This window comes from Gluconacetobacter tumulisoli, assembly GCF_014174155.1.
Lineage (GTDB): Bacteria > Pseudomonadota > Alphaproteobacteria > Acetobacterales > Acetobacteraceae > Gluconacetobacter > Gluconacetobacter tumulisoli.
In genome coordinates this window covers 75,314-89,180 of the sequence record NZ_JABEQM010000005.1, presented here as the reverse complement: position 1 = coordinate 89,180, position 13,867 = coordinate 75,314, and the positions used below count along the sequence as shown (strand labels likewise).

At 66.2% G+C, this 13,867-nt stretch carries 11 protein-coding genes; 8 read left to right on the top strand and 3 right to left on the bottom strand.

Annotated elements, in window-relative coordinates:
• The first annotated feature begins 26 nt into the window (after positions 1 to 26).
• Entirely contained in the window at positions 27 to 1,577 is a 1,551-nt protein-coding gene (gene hutH, locus HLH28_RS07825) for a histidine ammonia-lyase (RefSeq protein ID WP_182957130.1), read from the top strand.
• A gap of 40 nt (positions 1,578 to 1,617) precedes the next feature.
• Here hutH and HLH28_RS07820 read toward each other — a convergent pair whose 3' ends face one another.
• The 3 genes from HLH28_RS07820 to HLH28_RS07810 form a co-directional block, all read right to left on the bottom strand.
• Entirely contained in the window at positions 1,618 to 3,003 is a 1,386-nt protein-coding gene (locus HLH28_RS07820) for an amino acid permease (protein WP_182957127.1), read from the bottom strand.
• Positions 3,004 to 3,091: 88 nt separating this feature from the next.
• Positions 3,092 to 5,383 (bottom strand): TonB-dependent receptor, encoded by a 2,292-nt coding sequence (locus HLH28_RS07815; RefSeq protein ID WP_246395801.1) that lies wholly within the window; start codon positions 5,381 to 5,383, stop codon positions 3,092 to 3,094.
• A 140-nt stretch (positions 5,384 to 5,523) separates the two neighbouring features.
• Positions 5,524 to 6,477: a LysR substrate-binding domain-containing protein gene (locus tag HLH28_RS07810; RefSeq protein ID WP_182957124.1), complete on the bottom strand. Its 954-nt coding sequence runs from the start codon at positions 6,475 to 6,477 to the stop codon at positions 5,524 to 5,526.
• Positions 6,478 to 6,771: 294 nt separating this feature from the next.
• On the opposite strand from HLH28_RS07810, the gene HLH28_RS07805 reads away from it, so the two are divergent.
• The 7 genes from HLH28_RS07805 to HLH28_RS07775 all read left to right on the top strand — a co-directional run bounded on the left by HLH28_RS07805 (position 6,772) and on the right by HLH28_RS07775 (position 13,758).
• Entirely contained in the window at positions 6,772 to 9,330 is a 2,559-nt protein-coding gene (locus HLH28_RS07805) for a TonB-dependent receptor (protein ID WP_246395799.1), read from the top strand.
• 146 nt (positions 9,331 to 9,476) lie between these two features.
• A complete protein-coding gene (locus tag HLH28_RS07800) occupies positions 9,477 to 10,622 on the top strand; it encodes an amine dehydrogenase large subunit (RefSeq protein WP_246395797.1) in 1,146 nt (381 codons plus the stop codon).
• A gap of 49 nt (positions 10,623 to 10,671) precedes the next feature.
• Positions 10,672 to 11,268, top strand: a complete 597-nt coding sequence (locus HLH28_RS07795) for a thioredoxin domain-containing protein (RefSeq protein ID WP_182957118.1) — start codon at positions 10,672 to 10,674, stop codon at positions 11,266 to 11,268.
• A gap of 35 nt (positions 11,269 to 11,303) precedes the next feature.
• Entirely contained in the window at positions 11,304 to 11,852 is a 549-nt protein-coding gene (locus HLH28_RS07790) for a methylamine dehydrogenase light chain (RefSeq protein ID WP_182957115.1), read from the top strand.
• Positions 11,853 to 11,938: 86 nt separating this feature from the next.
• Positions 11,939 to 12,421: a hypothetical protein gene (locus HLH28_RS07785; RefSeq protein ID WP_338029682.1), complete on the top strand. Its 483-nt coding sequence runs from the start codon at positions 11,939 to 11,941 to the stop codon at positions 12,419 to 12,421.
• A 186-nt stretch (positions 12,422 to 12,607) separates the two neighbouring features.
• Entirely contained in the window at positions 12,608 to 13,150 is a 543-nt protein-coding gene (locus HLH28_RS07780; protein WP_182957110.1) for a MauE/DoxX family redox-associated membrane protein, read from the top strand.
• Positions 13,147 to 13,758 (top strand): thioredoxin-like domain-containing protein, encoded by a 612-nt coding sequence (locus HLH28_RS07775; protein ID WP_182957107.1) that lies wholly within the window; start codon positions 13,147 to 13,149, stop codon positions 13,756 to 13,758. The genes HLH28_RS07780 and HLH28_RS07775 overlap by 4 nt, the downstream gene beginning before the upstream one ends.
• Positions 13,759 to 13,867 lie beyond the last annotated feature (109 nt).

The following is a 13,867-nucleotide window of genomic DNA, read 5'->3' as shown; positions in this document are numbered from 1 at the left end:
TCTCTCCCTCGTCCGGCCGGCCGGCGATGACCGATTCTTTCGTCCTGACGCCGGGCGCGCTCGGTCTTACGGATCTGCGGCGGTTCGCCTTCTCGGCGCCCAGCCTGACCCTGGCAGAGGAAGCACGCGCGCAGCTGGATGATGCCGCGCGGTCCGTGGCGCGAATCGTGGCCGACGGCAGGCCGGTCTATGGCGTCAATACCGGCTTCGGCAAGCTGGCCAAGACCCGGATCGCGGATTCCAACCTGCGCGACCTGCAGCGGAACCTGGTCCTGAGCCACGCGGCAGGGATCGGCGCGCCGATGGACGAACGCACGGTGCGGCTGATCATGCTGCTGAAGGCGAACGGGCTGGGCCGCGGCTATTCGGGCGTGCGGGCGGACATCGTCCAGCTGCTGCTGGATATGTGCAATCGGGGCGTTCTGCCAGTCATCCCGCAGAAGGGATCGGTCGGCGCGTCCGGTGACCTGGCCCCGCTGGCCCACATGACGGCGGTCATGATCGGCGAGGGGCAGGCGGTTTTCGAAGGCCGCACTCTGCCGGGCGGCGAGGCCCTGCGGGCGGCGGGCCTGACGCCGGTAGTGCTGGGCCCCAAGGAGGGACTGGCGCTGCTGAATGGCACGCAGGCCTCGACCGCGCTGGCCCTGGTGGCGCTGTTCGACGCCGAACGGCTGTTCCAGGCGGCCCTGGTCACCGGGGCGCTGACCCTGGATGCGGCGCGGGGCACGGACGCCCCGTTCGATCCCCGCCTGCATGCCCTGCGCGGCCAGAAGGGGCAGATCGAATGCGCCGCCGTCTATCGTGCGCTGATGGCGGGTTCGGCGATCCGGGCCTCCCACCGCGAAGACGACGAACGGGTGCAGGATCCCTACTGCCTGCGCTGCCAGCCGCAGGTGATGGGGGCGTGCCTGGACAATCTGCGTCACGCGGCATCTGTCCTGCTGATCGAGGCAAATGCGGTGTCGGATAACCCGATCCATTTCGCCGACACCGACGAGATGCTGTCCGGCGGCAATTTCCACGCCGAACCGGTGGCCATCGCCGCCGACCTGATGGCCATTGCGGTATCCGAAATCGGCGCGATCGCCGAACGCCGTCTGGCCCTGCTGGTCGATGCGCAGATGAGTGGCCTGCCCCCCTTCCTGGTGCGCGACAGCGGCCTGAATTCGGGCTTCATGATCGCGCAGGTCACGGCGGCGGCGCTGGCGTCGGAAAACAAGACGCTGGCCCATCCCGCCAGCGTGGACAGCCTGCCGACCTCAGCCAACCAGGAGGACCATGTCAGCATGGCGACGTTCGCGGCGCGGCGGGTGGGTGACATCGTGGTCAACGTGCGCGACATCGTCGCCATCGAATATCTGGCGGCGGCCCAGGGAATCGACTTCCTGTCCCCGCTTGAAACCTCGGCCCCGCTGGCCCGCGCGGTCGCCGCCCTGCGGGCGAAGGTGGCCTTCTACGACCGTGACCGCGTCTTCACCCCGGACATCGAGGCCGCCCGCGACCTGATCGCCGCCGGTGTGCCGGCGTCGGCGCTGGGCATGGAGACAGGCCTGCCGGCGCTGGATGCCACGGCCTGAGGGGACCCGGACGGCGCGGGGCGTCGCCCGCGCCGCAGGTCTAGCGGGTGCCGCGCATGGCCAGCGTGCCCTTTTCGACCAGGATGAGGAAGCCCACGGTCAGGGACCCCAGGATGATTTCCAGCCGCGTGTGCGTCGTCGCGACCAGCATCGTCAGCAGGGCGCCCACCAGCAGGGCCAGCGTGACGTAGGAAATCCATGGGAAGCCCCACATCGGCAGGGCGGGCCGGGTGCCGTCGGCGATCGCCTGACGGCGCAGGCGGATCTGGGCGACCGCGATCAGGACATAATCGAACAGGACGAAGGTCCCGGTCGCGCTGACCAGGAAGGCGAAGACCAGGTCGGGCGACAGCATGCCGGCGATGGCCACCAGGATTGCGATGATGCTGCCGGCCAGGATCGCCCGGCGCGGCGTGCCGTTTGCGCTGCGCGACAGGAACAGGCGCGGTGCATCCCCGCTGTCGGCCAGTTCGCACAGGATCCGCGACGTCACGTACAGGCCCGAATTCAGCGCGGACAGGGTGGCGACCAGCATCACCCCCGTCATCAGCAGTGATGCGAAGGGGATGTCGATGCGCTGCAATGTCGTCAGGAAGGGCGAACGCCCGGGGCTAACCGCCGCCCACGGCGTCAGGCACAGGATCAGCCCGATCGACACCAGGTAGAAGACCAAGATTTTCAGCACGACCGAGCGCGTGGCCTGGCCGACGCTCTCGGCCGGGTGGCTGGATTCCATGGCGGCGATCGTCGTGATCTCGGCGCCGGCCATCGACAGCATGATGGCGGGGATGCTGGCCATCAGGGCAAATCCGCCATGGGGGAACAGGCCGCCGTGGCCCAGCAGGTTCGACGGGATATCCGGCCGATATCCGGTGAAGCCCAGCAGGGCGCAGCCGCCGGTGGCGATGAAGATCACGATCGTCATGATCTTGGTCATCGAGAACCAATATTCGAATTCGCCGTATCCCCGGACCGAAAACAGGTTGATCCCGGTCATCACGGCGATGATGGCGCATTCGATTGCCAGGAACGGCAGCGGCAGGAACGGCGCCAGGAAGCTGGCCGCCGCGATCGCCTCGATCCCCAGGATCGTCGCCCACATCACCCAATAGGTCCATCCGCCCACGAAGGCGGTGCGCGGGCCGATGCCGCGCCGGATATGCGCGACGAACGATCCGGCGTCGGGGTCCGCGACGGTCATCTCGCCCAGCATGCGGGTGACGCACAGGATGATCAGCCCGGCCAGCAGGTAGGACAGGAACACGCCCGGCCCGGCGGTGGCGATGGCGGTGGACGATCCGACGAACAGGCTGGCCCCGATCACGCCGCCGATCGAGATCATCGCGACGTGGCGCTTGTGCAACTGCGCGGGGGCGGCGTCGTCCGGCACGGACGATGCCGGTGACGCGGCGGTGGAGATGGACATGGGCTTGGGCCTCCCGCCTGGTGCCAGGACGTTTCGGTTCCGATTATAGATATCGGAACCGGAATGTCATGGCCCGACGGGCGGATGGTCAGAATTGCTGGGAAATTCCGGTCAGGATCGTCCGGCGCAGCCCGTACTGCGGCGCCCCGACCCCGATGCCGGAACCGTCGCGCAGTTCGTATGTCCGGTCGAACAAATTGGTGACGTCAAGCCGCACCTGGGTCCGCTTCAGGAACGGTACGTGGAACAGGTCCCGGAACGATTGTACCAGCGACAGGTTGAAGGTGACATATTGCGGCAGCTTGGCGCCGTTGGGAATGTCGCTGTCCGCGCGCAGGCCGTTGCCGTAGACCATCGTGGCGGACAGGCGCGTCGGATGCCCGGTGCGATGGAAGAAGGTGTAGGATCCGCCCGCCGACGCCGTCCAGCGCTGGTCATGGTCCAGGTGGATCCAGTGCTGCTGGATATAGGCCAGGTCGTCGGGCGAGAAATTGAATTGCGCGCTGGTGATGTCCTTGCCGATGGCGCGCGACCAGGCCATGTTGCCGTACAGCGATATCGGGCCGCGATCGTACGACGTGCTGACCTCGTAGCCGTTCACCTGTCCGCGCCGGTAATTGAACCCCGACAGGATGATCGGCGCGCCGAACTGGCCTTCGTCGATCAGGTTGTGGGCCAGCTTGTAATAGGCGTCGAACGAGGCGCGCCAGCCCGGCAGGATCTGCTGGGTGATGCCGGCGTCGAAATAATGGTCGCTTTCGGCCTTGACCGTATCGCTGCGGGTGCTGGCGGCGGCGGCGCTGGTGCCGTCGAACTTGCCGATCGACGCGCCGCTGACGACCTCGAACGGCGGCGGGGTGAAATAACGGGAATAGCCGGCATGCAGCGTCGTGCCGCGCAGCGGGGTCCAGACCAGGTTCAGGCGGGGGCTGAGCTGCTTCTGGTGGGTATATTCATCTACCCCGTCCAGGCGCAGCCCGTAATTGACCGTCAGCTTGCGCAGCGGCTGCCATTCGTCCTGGGCGTACAGACCCCAGATCCAGCCGGTGCGTCCGCTGCCATCATGGATCGTGATCGGGCTGTCGCCATAGACGGGGTCGCCGTTCGCATCGCTGCCCGTCTGCTGGTAGACGAGCGAGTTCGTCTTGGACACGTTGCGTTCGACGAACGCCTGGTAGCCGAAGCGCATCGTGTGCTGGCGGTTGATGCGCCATGTCACGTCGCCCTGGCTGCCCGACGAGAAGACCGAGCGCGCGGCCTGCTGCGCGATGCCGTTATAGACGAGGTCGCCCAGCATGTCCGGGGAATAGCGCAGGCTGCTGTACCGTACGAACGCCGAGGTCTGGAGGCTGAAATTTCCGATTTCCTTCTGCAGGGACAGGATGCCGAAATCGGTGATTTCCTTCTGGTGTTCGTCCAGGCTGGCGCTGTCCACGCTGCCGGCCAGGCGCTGGGCCAGCGCGCTGCCGGAATAGGCCGGCTGCTGGAATTGCGTCTGCTGTCCGGGATTGTTCGGAAGCTGATATTCCGCGTTGGACACGCCACCGATCAGGCTGATGCGGGTGTCGTCGTCGGCCGTGTACCGCAGGTGGCCCAGGGCGTGGTACTGGTTGCTGAGATCATGCGCGGCGTTGAAGCTGGGGGTGGTGTTTTCGATCGCCATCCGGTCGTGCAGGAAATCGCCGGTGGCGAAATAATCCCATTTTCCGTGATGTCCGCCATATTGCAGGGACGGAAAGAAATAATCCCGCGCCCCACCATAGATCGAGGCATCGCCCCCGGGATTCGTGGTGCCGTTCTTGGTGGTGATGTCGATCACCGCCGCCTGCAGGAAGCCGTATTCGCTGGGTAGCGCGCCCGTCGTCATCGAGAGGGAATCGGCGAAACGGGTCATCAGAGCCTGGCCGAACACGGTCAGGCCCTCGGGCAGCTGCACGCCGTCCAGGCGGAACTGCACCTCGTTATGGTCGCCGCGGACATGGATCTGGCCGTAGCTGTCCTGCGCCACACCGGGGGCCTGTAGCAGCACGCCGTTCAACGGCGCGTTGTCCCCGCCGGGTACGGTTTCGATCGCGGTGCGGCTGAAACTGTAGACCGTGGCGCCCGTCGAGGGTTGCAGGGCCGAGCGTGCCCGGTCGAGGCGCGCCGTCACGGTGATGCGTTCGGGGGCGGATGAAGGAACCGAAACGGGAGCCGGCGCCGGGGACGGCGCGGTCTGTTTCCCGGTGGGCGGTGTTGCGGTTCCGGTCTTCGCCGGCTGCACCTGGGGCGTGGCGGATGCGGTCGTATCCGCCTGCGCCGGGGTCATGGCCAGGGACGCCACGCCCGACAGCAGCAGGGTCACCAACGTGAGACGGGCGGGAGAGCACGGTGCGGGCATACGGGGCGATTGTCCGGCTGGAGGAACAGGAAAGGGGCAGGTTCTCTCGCCGCTCTAAACCGTATGATATAACGTTTCAATATAGGATGATCATTTTCCTGCCGGGTTTTCGTCGCTTGTTGCGTACGGACAACAGCCCCTTATGGTGCCGCCCCGGGCCGCGACGTGGCGGCGCAGGGCTGGAACGATCCGGCTATGTGCGACAGCCACGTCCGGAACCGGACCAACGCCGGCCGGTCCCAGCGGTTTTCCGGAATGAACAGCGTGTAGGCCCCGATGGCGGCCCCGGGAAACGGACCATCGGCCGATCCCAGCCGAACCAGCTTGCCCGAAGCCAGGTCGTCTTCCAGCAGGAACTGGTTGGCCAGCGCCACGCCATGTCCCTCACGCGCGGCGGCCAGCATGACATGGGCATGCCACAGACGGGCGGCCGGGGTCACCGTGGGGACCTGCACCCCCTGCATTGCGAACCAGGCCAGCCATTCGTCGCTGTTTTCCTCGGCCAGCAGGGGCAGCGATGCCAGATCCTCGATCCGCCGGATCCGGCCGGCGGCCTGTCGGACGAAATCGGGGCTGGCGACCGGAAAGACCAGCGGCCGGGCCAGTTCCGCCTGGCGGATACCGGGGGAGGACAGCGTCGTCGCGTTGTCCAGCCGGTAGCGGATATCGGCGTCCACCCCGTCGGACCAGAATGACGCGCGCTCGTCGCTGGGTCGCAGGATCAGGTCGATCTCGGGATGTTCCTCGCGGAAGGCGCCCAGGCGGCGGACCAGCCAGTGAAAGGCGAAACCGGGAACACACCAGACGCTCAGCTGCGGCGGGTCGCCGGTGCGCAGGGCCTCGGTCGCGTTGGCGATCTCGTCCAGGGCGGCGGTGATCCGGCCGTGATAGATCTTGCCGGCCTCGGTCAGCCCTCCGCCGGCCCGGTCCAGAAGGGGAACGCCCGTCCATCGTTCCAGGGCGCGCATGTGCCGGCTGACGACGGCATGGTCAATGCGCAGCCATTCCGCCGCCCGGCGGATGCCACGGGTGCGGCCGAATGCGTCGAAGGCGCGCAACGGCCCGAAAGGGGGGAAAAGGCGCTTGTCTGGCATGGGAATCCGGGGGCGAGGGGACGGTCATGCTAGACGGATGGTGCCTTTTTGTCACCGGTGCTGCAACGAAGGCAACTTTTGCATATTGTTGCGCGGATTTAACAGGGTGTGGCACGGGTGCATCTGTCTGAGGCGAACCGAACGGTCCGGACACAAAACGTCTTGTCAACCGAGCCTGCTTGTTTCGACAGTTAAAATGCAATGAACGGAATGTGATGCGTCCGCGCGGGGCGCGGCGCCGGGGAAAGGCACTACATGCGATCAGGACGGATTTTCGCGCGAAACAGGCGTCTCTTGCGCGCGCAACTCCTTGGCACGGCCGTTCTTGGCGGCGTGATCGGCGGGGGGGCGGCTTTCGCACAGACGGCGCCGGAATCGGCTGCGACGTCGTCGCATTCGTCCGCGACGCATCTGCACCGCGGGGGCCCGATCGCCCGGCAGGGGGCTGCGAGGACGGCAGGGCCGACCCATGCGCCCGCGCGTCGCGCCGGCGTCGCCGCCGCGGCGGACGAGGCGGTCAACGTGGTCGCCAGCCACCATGTCTCGCACGGCGCCGAGGTCAGCGTGACCCGCGCGATGCTGGAATCGCAGGTGGCGGGAACCAACATCCTGAAATCGGTCGGCCAGCTGCCGGGCGTGAGCTTCAGTTCAAGCGATCCGCTCGGCCTCGACACCTGGGGCACCAGCGTATACGTGCGCGGCTTCTTCCAGGATTCGATCGGGATGACGCTCGATGGCATCCCGCTCAACGACCAGAGCTATTCCAGCGTCAACGGCCTGAACGTCGCCAACGCCTGGATTTCCGATGATATCCAGAGCGTCGAGACATCGCAGGGTGCCGGCGGCGTCGACCTGCCGAGCAATTCCAGCCTTGGCGGCACGATGCGTTTCCACACGTCCGATCCGAAGGACAAGGTGGGTGGCAAGGTCTCGCAGGTTTTCGCCAGCTACGGCACGTTGCGCACCTACGCCCGCGTCGACAGCGGCGCGCTGAACCGCACCGGCACGAAATTCTATGCCGCGTATTCGCGCGCCGACGAACGGAAATACGACGCCCCGACCCCCGGGTTCATGCAGTCGGTGAATGGCAAGCTCGTCCAGCCCATCGGGAATGACAGCCGGATCACGTCGATCTTCAACTGGAACGACGCCGAGGTCTGGGGCTACGCGGACAAATCCCTCAGCATCCTGAAAAATGCCGGATGGCGGACGGAATCCTGGGCGCCGAACTATCTGGGGGCCTATAATGCCTCGGAATATGCGTGGGTGAACGATAACGGCCTGACCTATACCGGTCCGGGCACGTACGATGTCGGCAGCGGAACCCCGCTGGTCTTCCCGAAGGGCACCAGCCCGACCATTCCGGCCTCCTGGCAGAACACGAACGAAGGCGCCGGAACCGCCTATTATGATGCCGGACAAGCGACACAGGATTATCTGGGCGGTATCAATGCCGACCTGGCCCTCACCGATCGCCTGCGCTGGAATACGGTATTCTACGCCGCCGCGGATGATACGCACGCGACGTATGGCGATCCCTGGACACAGTCGCTCGGGACCGGCGCGCCGGATTCCGAGGAAGTGTGGCAGTCGTCCTACCAGCGCTTCGGCTTCACCAGCGCCTTCAACTGGCGCATCGGGCGCCACAACATCAATGCCGGCGGCTGGTACGAGAACAATTCCCAGCGGGCCGACCTGTTCTGGTATAACGAACCGGTCTACGGCCAGGGCGCGCCGCTCAAGACCGTCGGGCCCTACACCACCTATGGCCCTCCCTTCCAGCAAGGCTACGGCTTTACCTGGAATACCAATGCATTCCAGTTCCACCTTATGGACACCTGGCGTCCGGTGGACAGCCTGGCGGTGACCTACGGCTTCCGGTCCATGCTGCAGACGACGTCCGGCGGCGCGTATTACGGCAACGTCGATGCCGGCTACGGCAGCGACACGGGTTATGGCTCGGTCTCGGGCCTGCCGAACGGATCGATGACCTCGGCGGCGGCATTCCTGCCGGCGGTCAATCTCGACTGGCATTTCCTGCGTGGGCACGAGCTGTATTTCGATTTCGCCGAGAACATGCGGCCGTTCATGGTGGCGCCCTCGGGCGGTTCGGTCTCTCCCTGGGCGGTGTCGTCGCAGGATGCGTTCCAGCAGCTTCAGCACAACCTGCCGAACGAGCGCGATTTTTCCTATGTGGTTGGCTACAGGTACACGTCGCCCAAGATCCAGGCCTCTGTCGACGCATATCATTCGGATGCGTACAACCGTCTGATCTCCGCCTCGGTGGGAAGCCTGAACAATCCGATCACCTCGGTCGTCAACTCGAAACACGCGACGATGTACGGGACGGATGCGTTCCTGACGCTGTCGCCGTTCAACGGGCTGGCGCACGGCCTGTCCTGGACCAACTCGATCAGCTACAATCATTTCACCTATGCGGATCACGTCAATATCTGCCCGCTTGCGGGGGATTGCGATATCAAGGGCAAGAAGATGCTTGCCTATCCGCAGGTTATGTACAAGACCAGTCTCGCATACGAATATAAGGGAGCGTCCGCCCATTTCGATGTGAATTACTACGGCAAGCGTTACTTCTCGTACATGAACGATACGAGCATCGGCTCTTACTGGATGGCCAATCTCGGCGCCAAATATCGGTTCGGCAATCTCAGCGTGCTGAAGAACGTGACCGCCAGCTTCGAGATCTATAACCTCTTCAACCAGAAATATATCGCGATGATGGGCGAGAACGGTTTCCCGATCGGCGGCCAGTCGGGCGACGGGGGCGACTACCAGTCGCTGGAGCGTGGAGCGGTCCGCGAGTATTTCGGCACGATCAGCGCCGAATATTAAGACGCCGGAGAGAAACGCGGCAGGGCCGGGAATACGGGGTCCGGCCGCGTCCGGTTCCACGGGACATATCGGGACGGGACAGGGCGTGCCCGATCGGGCATGTCACCTTGAAAAGGGGCAAGAGGACCGTGATGGTGGGTTGGAGCATGAACACCGCGTGGCGTGCGGCATTTTCCGCCATGCTGATGCTGTCGGCGGGTGCCGCCCACGCGGACACCCCCGTCCTGCAGGCGGAGCAGAGCGACGTGGCCACCCTGCCGCCGGTCGCCCCCCATTGGTTCCTGCCGGCGACGGCGGACACGGCCTATACCATTTATGACGGGGATGCCGGGCGTATCCTCGGCACCGTCCCGGCCAGCATCCTGGGCAACATCGTCCTGTCCCCCGACCGCAGGATCTTTTATGTCGCCGATACGATCTGGTCCCGTGTCGATCATGGCACGCGGCAGGACCTGCTGCAGGAATATGATGCCAGGACGCTGAAGCTGCTGCGGGAGATCGACCTGCCGCCGCGCGCGCTGGCGGTCTACAAGAAGCAGGATTTCGACGTCAGCCCCGACGGGCGCTGGGGCTACGTCTTCGACATGAGCCCGGCGACATCGGTGACGGTCATCGACCTGGCCCATGGATCGGTGGCGCGTACGGTCGATATTCCCGGCTGCGCGCTGGTCTTTCCGTGGAAGGCCGGCGGGTTCTCCAGCCTGTGCGGGGACGGATCGCTGACCAATGTCGGCTATGCCGGCGGCACGGAGGTGAAGGTCACGCATACGAAGCCGTTCTTCGACGCGAACAACGATCCGATCTTCGAGCAGGGAATGGTCGATCGCGCCACCGGCCGCGCACTGTTCATATCCTATTCGGGCAAGGTCTATGCGACGACCCTCGGGCAGGACCCGGTCGTCGGTACGCCGTGGTCCATCCAGCAGGCGGCGGGGCAGCCGGTCGCGGGGACGGGGGTGCAGGATATCGCCTGGCGGCCCGGCGGCGCGCAGCCGTTCGCCTGGAACCGGGCCAGCGGCCATCTGTTCGTCCTGATGCATGTCGGCACCTACTGGACGCACAAGACTGCCGGTACCGAGGTGTGGGAGATCGATCCCGCCGCCCATGTGCTGGTGCGGCGCATCGACCTGCCGGAACCTGCCCGTGGGATCGCCGTCAGCCCGGATGCGGCGCCGCTGCTCTATTCCACCGCCGAGAACGGCAAGGTTGCGACGATCGACGTGCGCACCGGTACCGTCCGCAGGACCATCGAGGCCCAGGCCGGGCCCATGGCCCTGGTTCCCGATATGTGACGCGGGACATGACGATGGTTTTTCCAGCCTGTCCGCAGGCCCGCGTCGCATGACCGTCCTGCTGCTGTCCCAGTCTGTCAGCTGGATGCTGGTCCTGGCGGTTGCGCTGGTGGTCGCGGTGCTGTTTCGCAGCGTCCGACGCCTGTACACCCGCGTGGCCCCTGTCGGTGCGCTGATGACGTCGGCCGGCCCACAGCCCGGCGTCCGCCTGCCACGCCGGGTCGTCAGGGCGATGAACGGGCAGGAGGTCGGACTGGGGGGCGAACGGCCCGACGGGCGCCTGCACCTGCTGCTGTTCGTGTCGGGGAGTTGCCCGATTTCGCGCAAGATCCTGCCCATCGCAAAGGATTTCACACGGCGGGAATCCATCGACCTGCTGTGCCTGGGGGACGATACCGATGCGATGCAGTGGGACCTGATCCGGCGTTTCGGCCTCGATCCCGCATGCTTCGTCAACGATGCGCAGATCGGCCAGTGGCTGGAAGTCGACAAGCTGCCCTTCGCGCTGCTGCTGAACGGGGCGGGCACGATCGTGGGCAAGGGCCTTGTCAATAATCGCGAACATCTTGAAAGCCTTGTCGTGGCGGGGGAAACCGGCCACGTCTCCGTGCAGTCCTATCTGGACGCACGTCCCCGCGTGGCATGACGATGCCACGCCGTCGTACCGGGAGTGTGTAGACGATGTCGGTTTCTTTCCTCGACAGGTTGGGTGAAAAGGCCACGCGCAAGCTGGCCGCGGGATCGTCGCGTCGGGGCGTGCTGGGCCGCATCGGTGCGGCGATTGCCGTGGCGCCGGCATTTCCCCTGCTGCCGGTGGCGCGGGCGGATGCGGCGTCCGCCCCCTCTCCGACATTGAGCGATTTCGAACGTCGGGCCCAGTCCAAGGATCCGACGAAATGCAATTACTGGCGCCATTGCGCCATCGATGGCGTGCTGTGCGGCTGCTGCGGCGGCGGGGTGCATACCTGCCCGCCGGGGACCGAGCCCTCGCCGGTATCGTGGATCGGGACGTGCCGCAATCCCGACGACGGCCGGTCCTATGTCATCGCCTATCGCGACTGCTGTGGCCGCAATATCTGTGCGGTGCCGAAGGATTGCGACTGCAACACCGCCGATCGCGAAATGCCGATCTACCGGCCCCAGGCCAGCAATGACATCATCTGGTGCTTCGGAACGGCATCGACGGCCTATCATTGCTCGACCGCCGCGATCATCGGCCAGGCGAGCTGACGTCGGGGGAAGGCCCGCGCGTGGCGATGATGGTGCGTTTCCCGCGTCCAGCAGTCCTTGGCGGGCTGTGCGCACTCGGACTGTCCGTGCAGTCCCTGCCGCCCCCGGCCAGCGGCGCGCGGTCAGGGACCGTGCCGGTGGTCCCGGTGGTGCAGGGGCGGTACCTCATCGGATGCGGCGGGTGCCATGGGGTGCAGGGGCGGTCCGGGCAGCGCGTGGTCCCGGACCTGGCGGGGCAGGTGGGCTATTTCCTGTGCACGCCCGAGGGTCGGGAATACCTGGTCCGGCTGCCGAACGTGGCCTTCGCCAACCTGTCGTCGCAGGATCTTGCCGACATGGTGAATTTCGTGGTCTTCACCTTCGGGCACGACAGCCTGCCGGCAGGGACCAAGCCCTATACGGCGGCCGAAATCGCGCGTTTGCGGGCCGATCCGCTGCGGATGGCCGACCTGCATCTCTATCGCGATCACGTGGTGCGGGGGGTCGTGCGAACCTGCCCGCGGGCGCGGGCCCTGCATGATTATGATACGGCGCAGGCCGGGCGCGAGTCCGGCCGCGATGCGCCCTGACACGACGGCGCCGGAAAGCGGAATGAACGGAAGAGAGACCGACATGATGGATCGTCGACTGCCGGCGCGGTCGATCCGGGACGTGGGCCCTGGACCGTGCCGGGCGTATATTTTCGAACGCCGAAGCGGAGCGCAGAAATCACGCGTCGGATCGCCGGCAGCGCGCAGTTTCAAACAGGCTGTCAGATGAGCGCGGCGGGGATCCTGCCGTCGATGGTAGCCGCGCTGGCGTGCGGGGCGGTGGGGGGGCTGTACCTTGCCGCCGGCATCGCGAAACTGCGTGATCCGGACCATTTCCTGGGGACGATGGCGGCCTATCGCCTGCTGCCCGATGGGCTGCTGGCGCCGGCCGCCTGGATGCTGGCCGGCCTGGAAACGATGCTGGGGGTTATGATGCTGGCTGGTGTCGCCGTCCGCTGGGCCGGGGTCGCGGCGGCGTTGCTGTTCGGGGTGTTTGCCGCCGCCATGGCGATCAACGTGCTGCGCGGACGGGTGAACCTGTCATGCGGCTGCCTGCCGGGCCTGGCCGGCGCCCGGCTGTCATGGCTGTCGGTGGTGCGCACCCTGGCGCTGGCGCCGCTGGCCCTGGTGCCGGTGATGGTGAGGCTGCCGGGATCATGGCTTCTGCGCGGCCAGTCGCTGGTCGCCGGCGCCTGCCTGCTGGCCCTGGCCCTGAGCCTGTCGAATCTGCTGTCGTCCGACGGCGCCGGAGAGGAACGTTCCGCATGATGGGTTTTCTCCTGCTGTCGCAGATCCTGCTGTTCGTGGCGGTGGTGGTGCTGGTCATGGTGGTGTTCGCGCTGGCCCGCCAGATCGGCGTGCTGCACGAGCGCATCGCCCCGATCGGCATGCAGACGGCCCAGGCCGGGCTGGAACCGGGGCAGGCGATTCCGCGCATCACCATGCGGACGCTGGCGGGCGACCCGTTTCCGATGGGCGAGCCGCTGGCGCCGGGCGCGGTGCGCATGCTGCTGTTCGTCGCGCCGGACTGTCCCGTCTGCAAGCGGGTCCTGCCCATCGCCCTGGATGTCGCCCGCGACCGGGGGCTGGAGCCGGTGCTGGTCGGCGACGGTGCGCAGCCCGAATTGGTCCTGATGCGCGATCGCATGGCCCTGGCAGGGGTAGCGTTCGTCACCGGGGTCGAACTGGGCCTGGTGCTGCAGGTCAGCCGCCTGCCGACGATGGTGCTTCTGGATGCCAACGGCACGATCCTGGCCAAGGGCGTCGTCAACACACGGCGGCATATCGAGGCCCTGGTCCCCGCCGCGGCCGGGCGGGTGGCGGTGAAGGACACGCCGGACGCCGTACCGTACGCCGTGTCGGGGATTGCGGGCTGACGTTCTGATGACGCCCCTTCAGGGCGCTGACCTGAAACCCGCCAAAGGCCACCGGCCTTTGGAAACCAATTCGTTGATCCTTGATCGGGCGTTGGTGGGTTCGAGGTGC

Excerpts from the sequence above, each read along its gene's own strand:
- HLH28_RS07790 (WP_182957115.1), top strand. The coding sequence starts at position 11,304 with ATGTCGGTTTCTTTCCTCGACAGGTTGGGTGAAAAGGCCACGCGCAAG.
- HLH28_RS07775 (WP_182957107.1), top strand. The coding sequence starts at position 13,147 with ATGATGGGTTTTCTCCTGCTGTCGCAGATCCTGCTGTTCGTGGCGGTG.
- HLH28_RS07780 (WP_182957110.1), top strand. The coding sequence starts at position 12,608 with ATGAGCGCGGCGGGGATCCTGCCGTCGATGGTAGCCGCGCTGGCGTGC.
- hutH (WP_182957130.1), top strand. The coding sequence starts at position 27 with ATGACCGATTCTTTCGTCCTGACGCCGGGCGCGCTCGGTCTTACGGAT.
- HLH28_RS07810 (WP_182957124.1), bottom strand. The coding sequence starts at position 6,477 with ATGCCAGACAAGCGCCTTTTCCCCCCTTTCGGGCCGTTGCGCGCCTTC.
- HLH28_RS07795 (WP_182957118.1), top strand. The coding sequence starts at position 10,672 with ATGACCGTCCTGCTGCTGTCCCAGTCTGTCAGCTGGATGCTGGTCCTG.
- HLH28_RS07815 (WP_246395801.1), bottom strand. The coding sequence starts at position 5,383 with ATGCCCGCACCGTGCTCTCCCGCCCGTCTCACGTTGGTGACCCTGCTG.
- HLH28_RS07820 (WP_182957127.1), bottom strand. The coding sequence starts at position 3,003 with ATGTCCATCTCCACCGCCGCGTCACCGGCATCGTCCGTGCCGGACGAC.
- HLH28_RS07800 (WP_246395797.1), top strand. The coding sequence starts at position 9,477 with ATGAACACCGCGTGGCGTGCGGCATTTTCCGCCATGCTGATGCTGTCG.